This is a genomic window from Arenimonas donghaensis DSM 18148 = HO3-R19 (genome assembly GCF_000743535.1).
Lineage (GTDB): Bacteria > Pseudomonadota > Gammaproteobacteria > Xanthomonadales > Xanthomonadaceae > Arenimonas > Arenimonas donghaensis.
Genome location: NZ_AVCJ01000002.1, coordinates 73,120 through 88,615, shown reverse-complemented (window position 1 = coordinate 88,615; position 15,496 = coordinate 73,120). Strand labels below are relative to the sequence as shown.

Here is a 15,496-nt window from a genome sequence, read left to right as displayed (position 1 = left end):
GACCCGGGCGAATGGAGGACGCGATGCCGCTGTCGAACTGGCTGTTCCTGGCCGCTGGCCTGTTGGCCGCGCTGGGCCTGCTGCCGTGGCTGCGGCCGCGCCGCACGCGCCGGCGCGGCAGCCGGGGCGGCTTCGGCCGGTTCCTGGGCGCGGTGGCGCTGCTGCTGGCGCTGGCCCTGGCCGGACTGGGCGGCCTGCTGCGGCAATACCACTGGCTGACGGCCGACGTGCCGGTGGCGACGATCAGCCTGCGCCAGCTCGGCAGCCAGCGCTTCGAAGCCACGCTGGTCCGGCCGGGCCAGGCCGAGCGCCACTTCGAAATCCTGGGCGACGAATGGCAGCTCGATGCCCGGGTGATCCGCTGGACCCTGCCCGGCCAGCTGGCCGGCATGCGCCCGGTGTACCGCTTCGAACGCCTGTCGGGACGCTACGGCGACCCGAAGCAGGAACTGGTCGCCCAGCGCAGCGTGCACGACCTGCGCGAAGGCTGGGACTTCTGGGAGTTCCGTCAGCGCTGGCTGGCCGGCCTGCCGGTGGCCGACGCCCGCTGGGGCAGCGCCGCCTACCTGCCGATGCTCGACGGTGCGACCTACGAGGTGTCGCTCAATCCCCGAGGCGGGCTCGTCGCCAAGCCCGCCGACCCCAGGACCGAACTGCTGCTCCAGCAAGCGGGCTGGTAGCCCGCTGCCTCAGACGCCCAGGTGGTGCAGCACGAAGGCGTACTCTTCGGCGCGCTCGTGGTAGCGCTGGAAACGCCCGGACTTGCCACCGTGGCCGGCTTCCATGTTCGTGCGCAGCAGCAGCGGGTTGTCGTCGGTCTTGCGGTCGCGCAGGCGAGCGACCCACTTGGCGGGTTCGAAGTATTGCACCTGGCTGTCCCACAGGCCGGTGGTCACCAGCATCGGCGGGTAGGCCTGTGACGTAACCTGGTCGTAGGGCGAGTACGACAGCATGTACTCGTAGTAGACCGGGTCCTTGGGGTTTCCCCACTCGTCGAACTCATTGGTGGTCAGCGGGATGGATTCGTCGAGCATCGTCGTCACCACGTCGACGAAGGGCACGTGGGCGACGATGGCGGCGTACTTTTCTGGCGCCAGGTTGGCCACCGCGCCCATCAGCAGGCCGCCGGCACTGCCACCCATCGCAGCCACGCGGCCCTCGGCGGCATAGCCCTGGGCCACCAGGTGGTCGGTGACGTCAATGAAGTCGGTGAAGGTATTGACCTTCTTGAGCAGCTTGCCGTCCTCGTACCACTGCCGACCCATTTCCTGGCCGCCACGAATGTGCGCCACGGCGTAAACGACGCCCCGATCGACCAGGCTGATGACGTTCTCGTTGAAGCGAGGGTCGCTGCTGCTTCCGTAGGAGCCGTAGCTGTATTGGTACAGCGGCGCGCTGCCGTCCTTCTTGAAGCCCTTCCGGTAAAGCACCGACACCGGCACCCTGGTGCCGTCGCGAGCCGTCGCCCAGAGGCGCTCGGTGGCGTAGTTGTTCTTGTCGAATCCGCCCAGGACGGGCTGTTCCTTCAGCAGGCGACGCTCGCCGGTCCGGGTGTTTAGCTCGTAGGTCGTCGCCGGCGTGGTGAGCGAGGTGTAGCTGTAGCGAAGCCAGTCGGTGTCCGGCTCGGCATTGACCGACAGGCCCATCGAATAGGCCGCTTCGTCGGCCTGCACGAACTCGTCGCGGCCGCCGTCCCAGTCACGCAGGCGCAGGCGCTGGAGTCCGCCGCTGCGTTCGGACACCACCAGGAAATCATTGAACAGCGTGACACCCGAGACCAGGACCTCGGACGAATGCGGGATCATTTCGCGCCACAGGTTGCGGTCGCCCCAGGCCTGGCCATCGGCCAGCGACATCACCCTGAAATTGGTGGCATCCCAGTTGGTGGTGAACACCCAGCGGCCATTGAGGTGGTCTGCTTCGTATTCGAAATCGCGCTGGCGTGGCGCCAGCACCGCGAACTCGCCGGGCGCGTCGGCCGGCGTGCAGCGGGTCTCCGAGGACACCGTGCTGCTGACGCCGATGCAAAGGTAGTCGTCGGAACGGGTGCGGCCGATGCCCATGTAGAAGGTGTCGTCGGCCTCTTCGTAAACGACCGTGTCGCTGGCCACCGGCGTGCCCAGCAGGTGCCGCTTCACGCGCTTGGTGAGCAGCGTGGTCGGGTCGTTCTCGATGTAGTAGAGCGTGCGGTTGTCGTCTCCCCACATCAGGCCGTTGGACGCGCCGGTGATGCGATCGGGCAACACGTCGCCGCTGGCCAGGTCCTTGACCTGCACCACCATCTGGCGGCGGCCGACATCGTCGTAGGTGAAGGCGGCCAGGCGGCCGTCGGGACTGACCTCGATGCGCGCGAACTGGAAGAAGCTCTTGCCTTCCGCCATCTGGTTGACGTCGAACATCACCTGCTCCGGCGCATCCATGCTGCCCTTGCGGCGCGCGTGGATGGGGTATTCCTTGCCGGTTTCGTAGCGCGTGTAATACCAGTAACCGTCCTTGAGGTAGGGCACGCTGGCGTCGTCCTGCTTCACCCGCCCGACCAGTTCCTCGTAGAGGGTCTGCTGCAGCGGCGCCAGCGGCGCCATGGCCTGGTCGGCCCAGGTGTTTTCGGCCCGGAGGTAGGCCAGCATGTCGGCATCCTCGCGGGTGTCGTCACGCAGCCAGTAGTACTCGTCCTGGCGGGCCGCGCCGTGCGGCGCCGTGACCAGGAAGTCGCGCTTTTGCGCGACCGGCGCCGAGGCCATGGCCGCCATCGCGGCCCCGGCGGGCGCGGGCGCCGCGGTGGGCTGGCTGGCGCATCCCGCCAGCGCGAAAGCAAGGAAAAACGCAGAGAACGCCAGCGGTCGGTTCATGCTTATTTGCCCTTGAACAGCTGCTGCTTGAGGAAGGTGTAGGCCAGCGCGCCCATGTAGGCCGACTGGGCGTTGTTGGCCGCACCGCCGTGGCCACCCTCGATGTTTTCGTAGTAGGTGACGTCGTGTCCCTGCTCCATCATGCGCGCCATCATCTTGCGGGCATGGCCCGGGTGCACGCGATCGTCGCGGGTGGAGGTGGTGAACAGCACCGGCGGGTAGTCCACGCCCTTCTTTACGTTCTGGTACGGCGAATACTTGCGCAGGAACGCCCAATCGGCGGGCACGTCCGGGTCACCGTATTCGGCCACCCAGGAGGCGCCGGCCAGCAGCTTGTCGTAGCGGTACATGTCCAGCAGTGGCACCTGGCAGACCACGGCACCGAACAGCTCCGGGTACATCACCGTCATGTTGCCCATCAGCAGGCCGCCGTTGCTGCCGCCCTGGATGCCCAGGCGCTCGGGGCGCGTCACCTTGCGGGCGATCAGGTCCTGCGCCACCGCCGCGAAGTCCTCGTAGGCCTTGTTGCGGTTCTCGCGCAGGGCCGCCTGGTGCCAGCGCGGTCCGTACTCACCGCCACCGCGGATGTTGGCCACCACGTAGACGCCGCCGGCCGACAGCCAGTTCTTGCCGACGCTGGCGGAGTAGTTCGGGGTCAGCGAGACCTCGAAGCCGCCGTAACCATAGAGCAGGGTCGGGTTGTCGGCGTCGAGTTCGAGTGCTTTCTCCGAGACCATGAAATAGGGCACGCGGGTGCCGTCCTTGCTGGTCGCGAAGTGCTGCTCGATGCGGTAGGGCGAGGCGTCGAAGAACGCCGGGAGCTGCTTGAGCACCTCGGGCTTCCCGCCGATCTCGCCCAGCAGCAGCGAGGTCGGGGTGAGGTAGTCGGCGACGGTCATGAAGTAGGCGTTGGATTCATCCGCGTCCACCGCGCTGATGCTGACGGTGCCGAATTCCGGTGCGCCCACCAGCGGTTCGCGCTTCCAGCCGTCCTCGTCCGGGGTCAGCACGTAGATGCGGTTCTTGACGTCTTCCAGGACATTGATGAAGTAATAGTCCTTGGTGGCGCCGGAACTGGCGAGCGAGCTGTTTTCGGTCGGCGCGAACACCACTTCGAAGTCGCGGGCGCCCTTCATGAAGTCGTCGAAGTTGATCGCCAGCAGCGAACCGGCGGGATGGGTCTGGTCGCCCAGTTCCCAGGGCTGGCGCAGCTCGACGGTGAGCCATTCGCGGTACACACCCTTCTGCGCGCCGTCGGGCAGGTCGAGTTTGGCCAGTTCGCCGTCGTCCTTCCGCAGGTAGAGCTCGTTGGTGTAGAAGGTCAGGCCGCGGTAGACGAAGTCGCGCTCCCAGCCCGGCGTATCGTCGTGGAAGGCGCCGATCGCGATGTCGGTCTTCTCGCCCTCGTAGACGAGCTTGGCCTCGGCCATCGGGGTGCCGCGCTTCCATTCCTTGACCAGGCGCGGGTAGCCCGAGTCGGTCAGCGAGCCGTCGCCGAAATCGGTGCTGACGTAGACGGTGTCGATGTCGATCCAGCTGACGTTGCCCTTGGCTTCGGGGCGGCTGAACCCGCCTTCCACGAAGGCCTTTTCGGAAACATCGAACTCGCGGGTGACCGTGGCGTCGGCGCCGCCGCGCGAGAGTTCGACCAGGCAGCGGTCGTAGTCCGGCCGCAGGCAGTCGTAGCCGCCCCAGACCCAGTTGACGCCCTCGGCCTTGCCCAGGGCGTCGATGTCGAGCAGGACCTCCCACTTCGGGTTTTGCTTGCGGTACTCGTCGAGCGTGGTGCGGCGCCAGACGCCCTGCGGGTTCTGCTTGTCGCGCCAGAAGTTGTAGTAGTACTCGCCGCGCTTGGACACGTAGGGAATGCGGGCGTCGGAATCGAGGATGTCCAGGATGTCCTTGCGCACCTGCTCGAAGCCGGGATCCCCGGCCAGCTGCTTCTCGGACACGGCATTGCGGGCGCGGACCCAGTCCAGGGCTTCATCGCCTTCGACGTTCTCAAGCCAGAGGTAGGGATCTTCGTTCATGGCTTCGGGTTCGGCGGCGGTGGCGTTCATGGAAATGGCGCCGGCAACAAGGCAGGCAAGGGCGGTAAGGCGCATGGGGTTCCCCGAGGTTCTGGAAGCAACCTTGGACGCTACCACGGGGGTCCGTTAAGAGGCCGTAGGCCTTTGGTCATGGCTGGGCCAGTCGCGGCCGTAGCGCCAGCCGTCCGCGCCGTCGTCGTAATACCCGGGCAAGGCGCCCAGCCGGCGATAGCCCGCGGCCACGTACAGGGCATTGGCGGCCGGATTGTCCTGGCGGACCTCCAGGCGCAGGCCCCGGCAGCCGGCCGCCCTGGCCTGGGCTTCGGCGTCGGCCAACAGGCGCCGTCCCAGGCCCTGGCCGCGGGCGGCGTCGGCGACGGCGATCGAATACAGCCGCGCCCACCGGCTGCCGCGGCGCAGCAGCACCAGGTGGTAGGCCTGCACGCCGGCCTCGTCGGCGAGCACCCGCAGCCGCGCCCGTGGGTTGCCCAGGTGGTGGCGGAACTGGCGGGCGCTGAGCCGGTCGCCCGGGAACCGCGCCTCCAGCGCCAGCAGGGCCGGCAGGTCGTCGGGGCGGGCGTCGCGCAGCTGAACAGTGGCCATGGCGCGAGTCTATCCAAGTGCGCGCCGAAGGCTCATGCTTGCCGCCGTCGCCCCCGCCCTGCCGCCATGAGCCGCCTCGTCATCGTTGTTGAAAAACCCTCCGACTGGGGGGCCTTTTATCCGTCCGACAACGTGGTGGCGGCCGCCGACTACCTGCGTGGCGAAGTCGCCGCCGAGGGCGAACGCACCCAGGTGATCAACCTGTGCCGCAGCTACAAGTACATGGGCACGGGTTATTACGTATCGCTGCTGGCCGAGGCGCGCGGGCACAAGGTGATCCCGAGCGTGCGCACCATCAACGACCTGCGCCGGCGCTCGCTCTACGGCGTGGACATCGAGGACCTGAATACGCAGCTGGGCAAGTTCCTGCCCGAGGGTTCGCGCGACGCCAGCGACTTCGGCCTGCTGGTCTATTTCGGGCGGACCCACTACGCGCCGCTGGAGGACCTGGCCCAGCAGGTGTTCGAAACCTTTCCCTGCCCGGTGCTGCGCATCGAGTTCGAGCGCCAGCGCGTCTGGCAGATCACCGCGATCAAGCCGGCCAGCCTGCACATGCTGTCGGACGAGCAGGAAACCGCCTTCGCCAACGCCCTGGACGCCTTCAGCACGAAGCTGTGGCGAAAGCCACGGGCCCGGCGCAAGTACCGCTACGACCTGGCGATGCTGCAGGACCCGGCCGAGCAGATGCCGCCTTCGAACAAGAAGGCGCTCAAGCAGTTCATCGAAGCCGGCAAGGAGCTCGACATCGAGGTCGACCCGATCGGCCGCCGCGACTTCACCCGCCTGGCCGAGTACGACGGACTGTTCATCCGCGAAACCACGGCGGTGGACAACCACACCTACCGTTTCGCCCACCGCGCCGAGCGCGAGGACATGGTGGTGATCGACGACCCGCAGTCGATCCTGCGCTGCACCAACAAGATCTATCTGCACGACCGTCTGCGCAGCCGCAAGCTGCCGACGCCGCGCACCGAGATCGTGTTCCGCGACGACGCCCGCAAGCTGGCCGCCCTGCCCGACCTGCTGGGCCTGCCGCTGGTGCTCAAGATCCCGGACGGCAGCTTTTCGCGCGGCATCCACAAGGTCGAGTCGCTGGAACAACTGAAGGCGGCCGCCGAGCAGCTGTTCCAGCAAACCGCCCTGCTGCTGGCCCAGGAGTTCGTGCCGACCGAGTTCGACTGGCGCATCGGCGTGCTCGACGGCGAACCGCTGTACGCCTGCCAGTACTTCATGTCGCGCGGGCACTGGCAGATCTACGACCATGCCGCCAAGGCCGGCGGCAAACCCGGCACGGTGCGCTCGGGGGGATTCAAGACCCTGCCGGTGCGCGAGGCGCCTTCGGAAGTGGTGCGGCTGGCCACGCGCGCCAGCAACGCCATCGGCAACGGGCTCTACGGCGTGGACCTGAAGGTCGTGAAGGACCGCACGGTGATCATCGAGGTCAACGACAACCCCAGCATCGATGCCGGCGTGGAAGACGCCTACCTGGGCGAGGACCTGTACCGGCGGATCATGGCGGAGTTCCTCAGGCGGCTCGAGCGAAAGCGCCTGGGCGTGCGCGACTAGCCCGGCGCGCCTGCCGGCCGCTAAAACGCTGGCGACGGCGTGGCGTGGCGCGGACGAGGTGCGCACGCCACGCCGCCGCCAGGAACCGGCGATGCAGCATGAACAGGGCCGCGGCGGGCGCCGCCAGCAGCCAGAACGGCAGGGCGCCCAGCAGCGCGGAATCGCCGCGCGCGGGCGGGAGCAAGGCCACGGCCAGGACCCCCAGCACCAGCGCCTGCCAGAGCAGGCGGGTCAGGACCGGGAAATCGGACTCGGCGCGGGCGGCGATGGCGTGAAGACGGGGCATGGGAGCGTTCTCCGTTGGGCGTGGAGTCAGCTTCCCAAACGGATGTCTCACGGACCGAGACGGCGTATACGCGGCCTTCGCCGGGCCTGCCCTAGCGTGTCGCGAAACTCAATGGAGCCGCCGATGCGCAGACTCGCACTCGTCCTCACCCTGCCACTGATGCTGCTGGCCGCCTGTGCCACTCCCGGAGAAAACATGCCGCCCCTGACCGCCCACGCCAACATCAACCTCGAGCGCTACATGGGCCGCTGGTGGGTGATCGCCAACGTTCCATACTTCGCCGAGCGCGGCAAGGTCGCCGCCGCCGACATCTACACGCTGCGCGACGACGGCCGCATCACCAACACCTATGAATACCGCAAGTCCTTCGACGAGCCGGCCAGGTCGATGAACGGCGTCGCCGAGGTCGTGCCCGGCACCGGTAACGCCCAGTGGCGCATCGCCTTCTTCTGGGGCCTGGTGAAGGCCGACTACCTGGTAATGGAGGTCGCGCCCGACTATTCCTGGGCGCTGATCGGCCACCCCAAGCGCAAACTGGCCTGGGTGTTCTCGCGTGAGCCGGTGATGGACGAGGTCCTGTACCAGGACCTGCGCCAGCGCTTCGCGGCCTGGGGCTACGACCCGGAAACCATCGAACGCGTGCCCCAGCGCGCCGAACAGGTCGGCCAGCCGGGTTTCCAGTAAACGCTAGAGGCCCGCGGCGTCGAGCGCCTTCTCGGCCGCCGCGCGCCCTTCCTCGACCAGTTCCCCGGCGCGCCAGAACTCGTAGAAGGTGGCGACCTCGCGGGACATCTGGATGAGCAGGTCGGGCGGATCCTGGGCCAGCTGCACCCGTGCCATGTGCGCCTGCATGGTGTCGAGCGAACGCGACATCAGGTCCATCACGCCGCGGCTCTTGGCGCTGCCGGCGTGCTTGCCTTCGCGCGCCGGGGTCACCGTCGAGGCGATGCCCTCCCAGATCGACGCCATGCGTTCGCGCAGGCCACCCCCGGCGACGTCGTCGTCCCGGGGCGCTTCGTCGTCGCCGTGGCTGGCATGGATTTCCTCGTGCCGCGGTTCCAGGGCCGGGTTCATCCAGCGCACCGGGCCGTTGACGTCCACGGCGATCACCCGGTCCACGTGCATGGCCCGCGTGGCGGCGATGGGCACCGGCGAGAGCAGGCCGCCGTCCACCAGCTCGCGCCCGTCGACGTGGGCCGGGGTGAAGATCATCGGGATGGCGATCGAGGCACGGATGGCGTCGAACAGCTTGCCGCGCGTGAGCCAGACCTCGCGCTGGCTGGCCAGGTCGGTGGCGACGGCGACATAGGGCAGCGGCAGTTCTTCGATGAGATGTTCGCCGACCAGTTCGCGCAGCGCGCCGATGACACGCTCGCCGCGGATCAGGCCGGGAAAGCCATAAACGAAGTCGAGCAGTCGCAATACGTCGCTGCGCTGCAGGCCGCGTGCCCAGTCCGAATATTCCCTGAGGCGGCCGGCGGCATAGATGCCGCCCACCAGCGAACCCATCGAGGCACCGGCGATGCCGGCGATCTGGTAACCGCGCGCTTCGATCGCCTCGATGACACCGACATGGGCGATGCCGCGGGCGCCGCCGGCCCCCAGGACCAGGGCCACGCGCTTGCCGGACACCGGCGCCGGGAGCTTGCCTTCAGCGCTCATACGCCGAAAGCGCCAGCTGCAGCATCGTGCGCGCCTGGGCGCGCAGCGCCGGCGGCTCCACCACCTCGGCGTCGGCGCCGTAGCGCATGACGTCCATCAGCAGCTCCTTGGCATTGCTGTAGGGCAACTTGAGCTCGTAGCGGCCGTCGGGCAGGAAACGGCCCTCCTGCTTGGAGTGCCAGTGTTCATCGGCCACCCAGCGCGCGGCCTTGGCCGAGAACAGCAGGGTGGCGATGCCCTTGGGCGCGCCCGAGAAGATGCCGTAGCTCGAAGCCAGGTGCTGGTTGAGCTCTTCGTCCGGGATGTCGCGCGCGGCCGGGTCGAGCAGGCGCGCGTGCTGGACGCGGTCGACCGAGAAGCTGCGTAGCCCTTCGCGTTCGTGGTCCCAGGCGTCGAGGTACCAGTTGTCCTTGTAGTGCGTCAGCCGCTGCGGCGAGACCTTGCGGTGGGTGCGCTCGTTGGTCGAGCGCGCCAGGTAGTCGAATTCCAGCTGGCGGCGTTCGAGCACCGCGCTGGCGACCAGGCGGAACGCCAGCTCGTCGCGCCGGCGCACGCCCGAGGCGATGACGCGCACGCGCTCCACCGGCCAGCGTTTGCCGCCGGCCTGCTGGGCCAGCAGGGACTCGATGCGGCCCTTGAGTGGCGCCAGGGCGCTGGAAAGCACGCCCTGGCCGGTGCGGTCGAGCAGCTGGTGGGCAGCCAGCAGGGCATGCAATTCGTCGGAGTTGAGCCAAAGGCCCGGCAACTCGAAGCGCTCGGCTTCCTTCTCGTCGTAACGGATGCTGCCCTCGCCTTCGCTTTCCACAGGCGCCCCGAGCGCGTCGCGCAGGAAGGCGATGTCCCGATACAGGGTGGCGCGGGAGCAGGCCAGCTCTTCCATCAGGCGCTTGATCGGCACCGGGTAGCGGGCGGTCTTGAGGCTGCGGTGCAGGGCGAGGATGCGCTCGTAGCGGTCCATGGCAGGGGGGTTCCGGCGGTTCGCGGCAAGGCGCCTAGGATGGCAGTTCCGGGCCCTGCCTCGCCACCGCACCGGCACCCCTCGCGCCGGCTGGCCGCGACCGGGCACAATGCGCGCCATGCGCCAGCCCGTCCTCGAACTGCAAAAGCCGGTGGGGGACCAGGTCCGCCAGACCACCTGCTACATGTGCGCCTGCCGCTGCGGCATCAACGTGCACCTGCGCGACAACAAGGTGCGCTACATCGAAGGCAACCCGGCGCACCCGGTGAACCGGGGCGTGCTGTGCGCCAAGGGTTCGGCCGGCATCATGCAGCACTACTCGCCGGCGCGGCTGGACAAGCCGCTGCTGCGGGTGGGCGAGCGCGGCGAGAACAAATTCCGGGAAATCGAGTGGGACGAGGCGCTGGACCTGGCCGCCGGCTGGCTGCGCGAATCACGCGCACGCGACCCCGACCGCCTGGCCTTCTTCACCGGCCGCGACCAGAGCCAGGCCCTGACCGGCTGGTGGGCCCAGCAGTACGGCACCATCAACTACGCCGCGCACGGCGGCTTCTGTTCGGTGAACATGGCCGCCGGCGGCCTGTACACCCTGGGCGGCAGCTTCTGGGAGTTCGGCGAACCGGACTGGGAGCACAGCAAGTACCTGATGCTCTGGGGCGTGGCCGAAGACCACGACTCCAACCCGATCAAGCTGGGCCTGGGGCACATGAAGGGTCGCGGCGCCAAGGTCGTGGCGGTGAACCCGGTGCGCAGCGGCTACGGGGCGATCGCCGATGAATGGGTGGGCATCCGGCCGGGCACCGACGGGCTGCTGGCGTTCGCGCTGATCCATGAACTGCTCAAGGCCGACAGGATCGACCTCGATTACCTGGTGCGCTACACCAATGCGCACTGGCTGGTGGTGCGCAATCCGGGCGGGGCCGATGACGGCCTGTTTGCGCGCGATGGCGAGGGCCGGGGCCTGTGCTGGGATCGTGGGCAGGCTCCTGTGGGAGGGACTTCAGTCCCGAAAGGCATCGGGACTGAAGTCCCTCCCACAGGCAAGGCCATGCCGGCCGAATCGACCGGGCTCAGCCCCGCCGTCATCGGCGAGTTCACGCTGCCCGACGGTCGCAAGGCAGTGCCGGTGTTCCAGCTGGTCGCCGAGCGCTACCTGGACCCGAAATACTCGCCCGACGCCGTCGCCGAACGCTGCGGCGTGCCGGCGGCGACCATCCGGCGACTGGCGAACGAGCTGGCGGCGGCCGCCTTCGACGAGCCGGTCGTCATCGAACAGCCCTGGACCGACGTGCATGGCGTGCGCCACGAACGCATGGTCGGCCGCGGCGTGTCCTTCCATGCCATGCGCGGCATCAGCGCGCACTCGAACGGTTTCCACACCTGCCGGGCGCTGCACCTGCTGCAGCTGCTGCTGGGCGCGGTCGATACGCCGGGCAGCTTCCGCTACCAACCGCCGTTCCCGCGACCGATCCCGCCGGCGAACCGGCCGGGCAAGACCCGCCAGGCCAATGGCGCGCTCGACGCCGCCCCGCTGGGCTTCATCCACGGCCCCGAAGACCTGCTGGTGGACGCCCAGGGCCAGCCGCGCCGGCTCGACCACGCGTATTCCTGGCGCTACCCGCTGGCCGTGCACGGCATGCTGCACACGGTCATCCGCAACGCCTGGGCGGCGGATCCGGCGCCGGTGGACGTGCTGCTGATGTTCATGGCCAACATGAGCTGGAACTCGGCCATGAACACCGCCGAGACCATGCACTGGCTGACCGACAAGGACGACGCCGGCGAATACCGCATCCCGAAGATCATCTACTCGGACGCCTACGCCAGCGAGATGGTCGCCTACGCCGACCTGGTGCTGCCCGACACGACCTACCTGGAGCGCTTCGACGCGATCTCGCTGCTGGACCGGCCGATTTCCGACGCCGACCGCGCCGCCGACGCCATCCGCCACCCGGTGCTCGACAGCGCCACCCAGCGCGAGGGCCGCGACGTTCGCGGTTTCCAGGACGTGCTGCTGGACCTGGGCGCGCGCATCGGCCTGCCGGCGCTGGTGACGGACGCCGGCAAGCCGCGCTACGGCAGCTACGCCGACTACATCGTCAACCACGAACGCGCCCCGGGCGTCGGCCTGCTGGCCGGCTGGCGCGGGGACGGCGACCAGCATGGCAAGGGCCCGCCCAATCCCGCGCAGCTCGACCACTACCGCGCCAACGGCGGTTTCTGGAGCGCCGAGGTCCCGGCCGAGGGCCGCTACTTCAAGATGGCCAATCGCGATTTCCTGGACTGGTCGCAGCGCATGGGCTTCATCGCCAAGGCTGAACCGGTGGTGCTGCAGCTGTATTCGGAAACCCTGCAGAAATTCCGGCTGGCGGCCCAGGGCCACGGCCCGGTGCAGCCGCCGGCGGCCGAGCGCGAACGCGTGGCGACCTACTTCGACCCGCTGCCGATCTGGTACGAACCCTTCGAAGGCAGCCAGCTCGACCTCAAGCGCTATCCCCTGAGCGCGGTGACCCAGCGGCCGCCGTTCATGTACCACGCCTGGGGTTCGCAGAACGCCTGGCTGCGCCAGATCACCGCGCGCAACTTCCTTTACCTGCATCCGGAAACCGCCGCCCGGCATGGCCTGGCCGACGACGACTGGGTGCACGTGGACTCGCACCACGGCCGCATCACCGTGCAGTGCCGGCTCGCGGCCAACGTGCAGCCCGACACGGTCTGGACCTGGAACGCGATCGGCAAGCGCCGCGGCGCCTGGAAGCTGGCGGCAGACGCCCCCGAAGCCACCAAGGGCTTCCTGCTCAACCACCTGATATCAGACAAGCTGCCCGACGGCGGCTACGCCAATGCCGACCCGGTGACCGGCCAGGCCGCCTGGTTCGACCTTCGGGTGGCGATCCACCGGGCCGACCCGGCCGCCGAAAGCCACCCCCAGTTCGCCGAGCTCGGCGATAACGGCGACAATGCCCCCTTGCGCTACGGCGCCGGATTCAGGAAAGCCTGACGATGGAAATGGATGCCATCCTGACGCTGCTCGTGCTGCTGGGCGCCGTCACCCTGTTCGTGACCGAAAAGCTGCCCGTGGACGTGGTGGCCATGCTGGTGCTCGCCAGCCTGCTGGTGCTGGGCCTGGTGTCGCCGGTGGAGGCGCTGTCGGGCTTCTCGAGCGAAGCCACGATCACGGTGGCGGCGATGTTCGTGCTCAGTGCCGGCCTGGCCCATACCGGCGCGCTGGCCTCGCTGGCGCGGCTGTTCGGGCGGGTCAAGAACGGTTTCCTGTTCATGCTGCTGCTGATGCTGATCGTCGGCCCGATCTCGGCCTTCGTGAACAACACCGCCGCGGTCGCCGTGTTGCTGCCCCTGGTGCTGGCGGCGTCGTCGGCCAACAAGCAGTCGCCGTCGCAGATCCTCATCCCGATGTCCTACGCGGCCCAGATGGGTGGCGTCTGCACCCTGATCGGCACCTCCACCAACCTGCTGGTGAACTCGTTGGCCAAGGACCTGGGGCACCCGGGCTTCGGGCTGTTCGACTTCGCGCCGGTGGGCCTGATCACCATGGCGGTGGGTTTCGTCTACCTGATGCTGATGCGGCGCTGGCTGCTGCCCTCGCATCCGCCGGCGGCCATCACCGAGGCCTACGAACTGGGCAAATACATCGCCGAGTTGCGGGTGATGCCGGATTCGCCGCTGATCGGCAAGTCGGTGGGGCAGTCGCAGCTGGGCGAAAAGCACTCGGTCTACGTGCTCGAACTGATGCGCGGCGAGGAAAAACACTGGTCCCCGCGCGGCGAGGAGCTTCGCGAGGGCGACGTGCTGCTGGTGCGCGGCGACCTGGAAAAGATCAAGTCGCTCAAGGAAGGCAGCAAGCTCGAGTTCCTGCCGGAGTTCAAGCTGCAGGACAGCCAGTTCAGCGGCGAGGACGGCGAGCAGTCGCAGGTGCTGGTGGAAGTGATGGTCGCGCCCGGCTCCCGGCTGGTGAACCACACGCTCGAGCAGCTGGACTTCAAGTGGACCTACAACGCCACCGTGCTGGCCGTGCACCGCCGCGGCGAAGTGCTGCGCGAGAAGATCAAGGACGTGAACCTCAACGTCGGCGACGTGCTGCTGGTGATGTGCCCGAAGGCCGAGCTCAACGTCCTGCGCGCCAACAACAACCTGATCGTGCTCAACGAGCGCGGCGAAGTCTCCCTGCCCAAGCGCAAGGCGTGGCTGGCGATCGGCATCATGGTGGCGGCCATCACCGCGGCGGCGCTGGGCTGGCTGCCGATCGTGGCCTCGGCCATCCTCGGCGGCATCGCGCTGGTCGCCACGCGCTGCATCGGCAACGACCAGGCCTACCAGGCCATCGACTGGCGGGTGATCGTGCTGCTGGGCGGCGTGCTGCCGCTGGGCATCGCCATGCAGAAATCCGGCCTGGCCCAGGGCATCGCCGATTTTTCGGTGAACTGGGTCGGCGGCTTCGGGCCGCTGGCGGTGCTGGCGGCGGTGTACCTGCTGACGGCGCTGCTGACCGAACTGATGAGCAACAACGCCGCGGCGGTGCTGATCACGCCGATCGCCTTCACCACCGCCGTCTCGATGGACGTCAGCCCGACGCCGTTCCTGGTGGCGGTGCTGTTCGCCGCGTCCACCAGCTTCGCCACCCCGGTGGGCTACCAGACCAACACCATGGTCTACAACGCCGGCAACTACCGGTTCGTGGACTTCATGAAAATGGGCATCCCGCTGAACCTGCTGTTCTGGGGCATGGCGGTGTACCTGATCCCGAAGTTCTTCCCGTTCTGACGTGACCGGCCTGCCCGCCCCCTCGAAGGTAAAGCTTGGCCTGGTGATCGACCTCGACACCTGCGTGGGCTGCCACGCCTGCGCGGTGTCGTGCAAGGAATGGAACGCCGGCGGCATCACCGGCCCGCTCACCGACGAGCGACCCTACGGCAAGGACCCCAGCGGCGTGTGGTTCAACCGCGTGCACAGCTACGACGTCGCCGCCACCGACACGCAGCCCGCCAGCACCCTGCACTTTCCGCGCAGCTGCCTGCATTGCGAGACGCCGGCCTGCGTCACCGTCTGCCCGACCGGCGCCAGCTACAAGCGCGCCGAGGACGGCATCGTGCTGGTGGACGAGGACAAGTGCATCGGCTGCAAGCTGTGCAGCTGGGCCTGCCCCTACGGCGCGCGCGAGTACAGCGCGGTCGAGGGCGTCATGAAGAAGTGCACGCTGTGCGTGGACCGGATCTACAACGAGACGATTCCCGAAGCCTCCCGCGAACCCGCCTGCGTGCAGGCCTGCCCGACGCGGGCGCGTCACTTCGGCGACCTGGGCGATCCGGACTCGAAGGTGTCGAAGCTGGTGGCCGACCGCGGCGGCGTGCCGCTGATGCCGGAACTGGGCTATGCGCCGGTGAACCGCTACCTGCCGCCGCGACCGCGCCGCGCCGGCCCGCCGGGCGAAGCCGAGGCGGTGGCCGATTCCCCGCGCGAATCGCTCGACACCAGCCAGCTCAACCCCTTGCTGCGCTGGCTCGACCGCGCCCTGAGCCGCTGA

Annotated in this window: 12 protein-coding genes; 6 read left to right on the top strand and 6 right to left on the bottom strand. The window is 68.4% G+C overall.

Annotation, left to right across the window (positions count from 1 at the left end; translation table 11 throughout):
- The first annotated feature begins 23 nt into the window (after positions 1 to 23).
- The gene (locus N788_RS03065) at positions 24 to 680 is read left to right on the top strand and encodes a hypothetical protein (RefSeq protein WP_152560349.1); all 657 of its coding nucleotides are present in this window, start codon (positions 24 to 26) and stop codon (positions 678 to 680) included.
- A 9-nt stretch (positions 681 to 689) separates the two neighbouring features.
- Here N788_RS03065 and N788_RS03060 read toward each other — a convergent pair whose 3' ends face one another.
- The 3 genes from N788_RS03060 to N788_RS03050 form a co-directional block, all read right to left on the bottom strand.
- Positions 690 to 2,750, bottom strand: a complete 2,061-nt coding sequence (locus tag N788_RS03060) for a S9 family peptidase (protein ID WP_034220873.1) — start codon at positions 2,748 to 2,750, stop codon at positions 690 to 692.
- Positions 2,751 to 2,851: 101 nt separating this feature from the next.
- On the bottom strand, positions 2,852 to 4,954 hold the full coding sequence (locus N788_RS03055) for a prolyl oligopeptidase family serine peptidase (protein ID WP_034220811.1): 2,103 nt from the start codon (positions 4,952 to 4,954) through the stop codon (positions 2,852 to 2,854).
- Positions 4,955 to 5,005: 51 nt separating this feature from the next.
- Positions 5,006 to 5,482: a GNAT family N-acetyltransferase gene (locus N788_RS03050; RefSeq protein WP_051924302.1), complete on the bottom strand. Its 477-nt coding sequence runs from the start codon at positions 5,480 to 5,482 to the stop codon at positions 5,006 to 5,008.
- 66 nt (positions 5,483 to 5,548) lie between these two features.
- Here N788_RS03050 and N788_RS03045 point away from each other — a divergent pair, with 66 nt between their 5' ends.
- Positions 5,549 to 7,048, top strand: coding sequence for a RimK family protein (locus N788_RS03045; protein WP_034220809.1), 1,500 nt, complete (start codon positions 5,549 to 5,551; stop codon positions 7,046 to 7,048).
- Here N788_RS03045 and N788_RS14800 read toward each other — a convergent pair.
- A complete protein-coding gene (locus N788_RS14800) occupies positions 7,008 to 7,334 on the bottom strand; it encodes a hypothetical protein (protein ID WP_051924301.1) in 327 nt (108 codons plus the stop codon). The two genes, N788_RS03045 and N788_RS14800, sit on opposite strands and share 41 nt — an antisense overlap.
- A 123-nt stretch (positions 7,335 to 7,457) precedes the next feature.
- Here N788_RS14800 and N788_RS14795 point away from each other — a divergent pair, with 123 nt between their 5' ends.
- A complete protein-coding gene (locus N788_RS14795) occupies positions 7,458 to 8,018 on the top strand; it encodes a lipocalin family protein (RefSeq protein WP_034220870.1) in 561 nt (186 codons plus the stop codon).
- 3 nt (positions 8,019 to 8,021) lie between these two features.
- On the opposite strand, the gene N788_RS03030 is transcribed toward N788_RS14795, so the two are convergent.
- Positions 8,022 to 8,996: a patatin-like phospholipase family protein gene (locus N788_RS03030; protein WP_034220808.1), complete on the bottom strand. Its 975-nt coding sequence runs from the start codon at positions 8,994 to 8,996 to the stop codon at positions 8,022 to 8,024.
- Positions 8,986 to 9,954: a helix-turn-helix transcriptional regulator gene (locus N788_RS03025; protein ID WP_034220807.1), complete on the bottom strand. Its 969-nt coding sequence runs from the start codon at positions 9,952 to 9,954 to the stop codon at positions 8,986 to 8,988. Before N788_RS03025 ends, N788_RS03030 begins: the two co-directional genes overlap by 11 nt.
- Positions 9,955 to 10,072: 118 nt before the next feature.
- On the opposite strand from N788_RS03025, the gene N788_RS03020 reads away from it, so the two are divergent.
- Genes N788_RS03020 through N788_RS03010 form a run of 3 tightly spaced genes read left to right on the top strand, consistent with a single transcriptional unit; the run spans position 10,073 to position 15,496 of the window.
- Positions 10,073 to 12,955, top strand: coding sequence for a molybdopterin oxidoreductase family protein (locus tag N788_RS03020; protein ID WP_211250675.1), 2,883 nt, complete (start codon positions 10,073 to 10,075; stop codon positions 12,953 to 12,955).
- 8 nt (positions 12,956 to 12,963) lie between these two features.
- On the top strand, positions 12,964 to 14,736 hold the full coding sequence (locus N788_RS03015) for an SLC13 family permease (RefSeq protein WP_244444071.1): 1,773 nt from the start codon (positions 12,964 to 12,966) through the stop codon (positions 14,734 to 14,736).
- Position 14,737: 1 nt separating this feature from the next.
- Positions 14,738 to 15,496, top strand: a complete 759-nt coding sequence (locus N788_RS03010) for a 4Fe-4S dicluster domain-containing protein (RefSeq protein WP_034220802.1) — start codon at positions 14,738 to 14,740, stop codon at positions 15,494 to 15,496.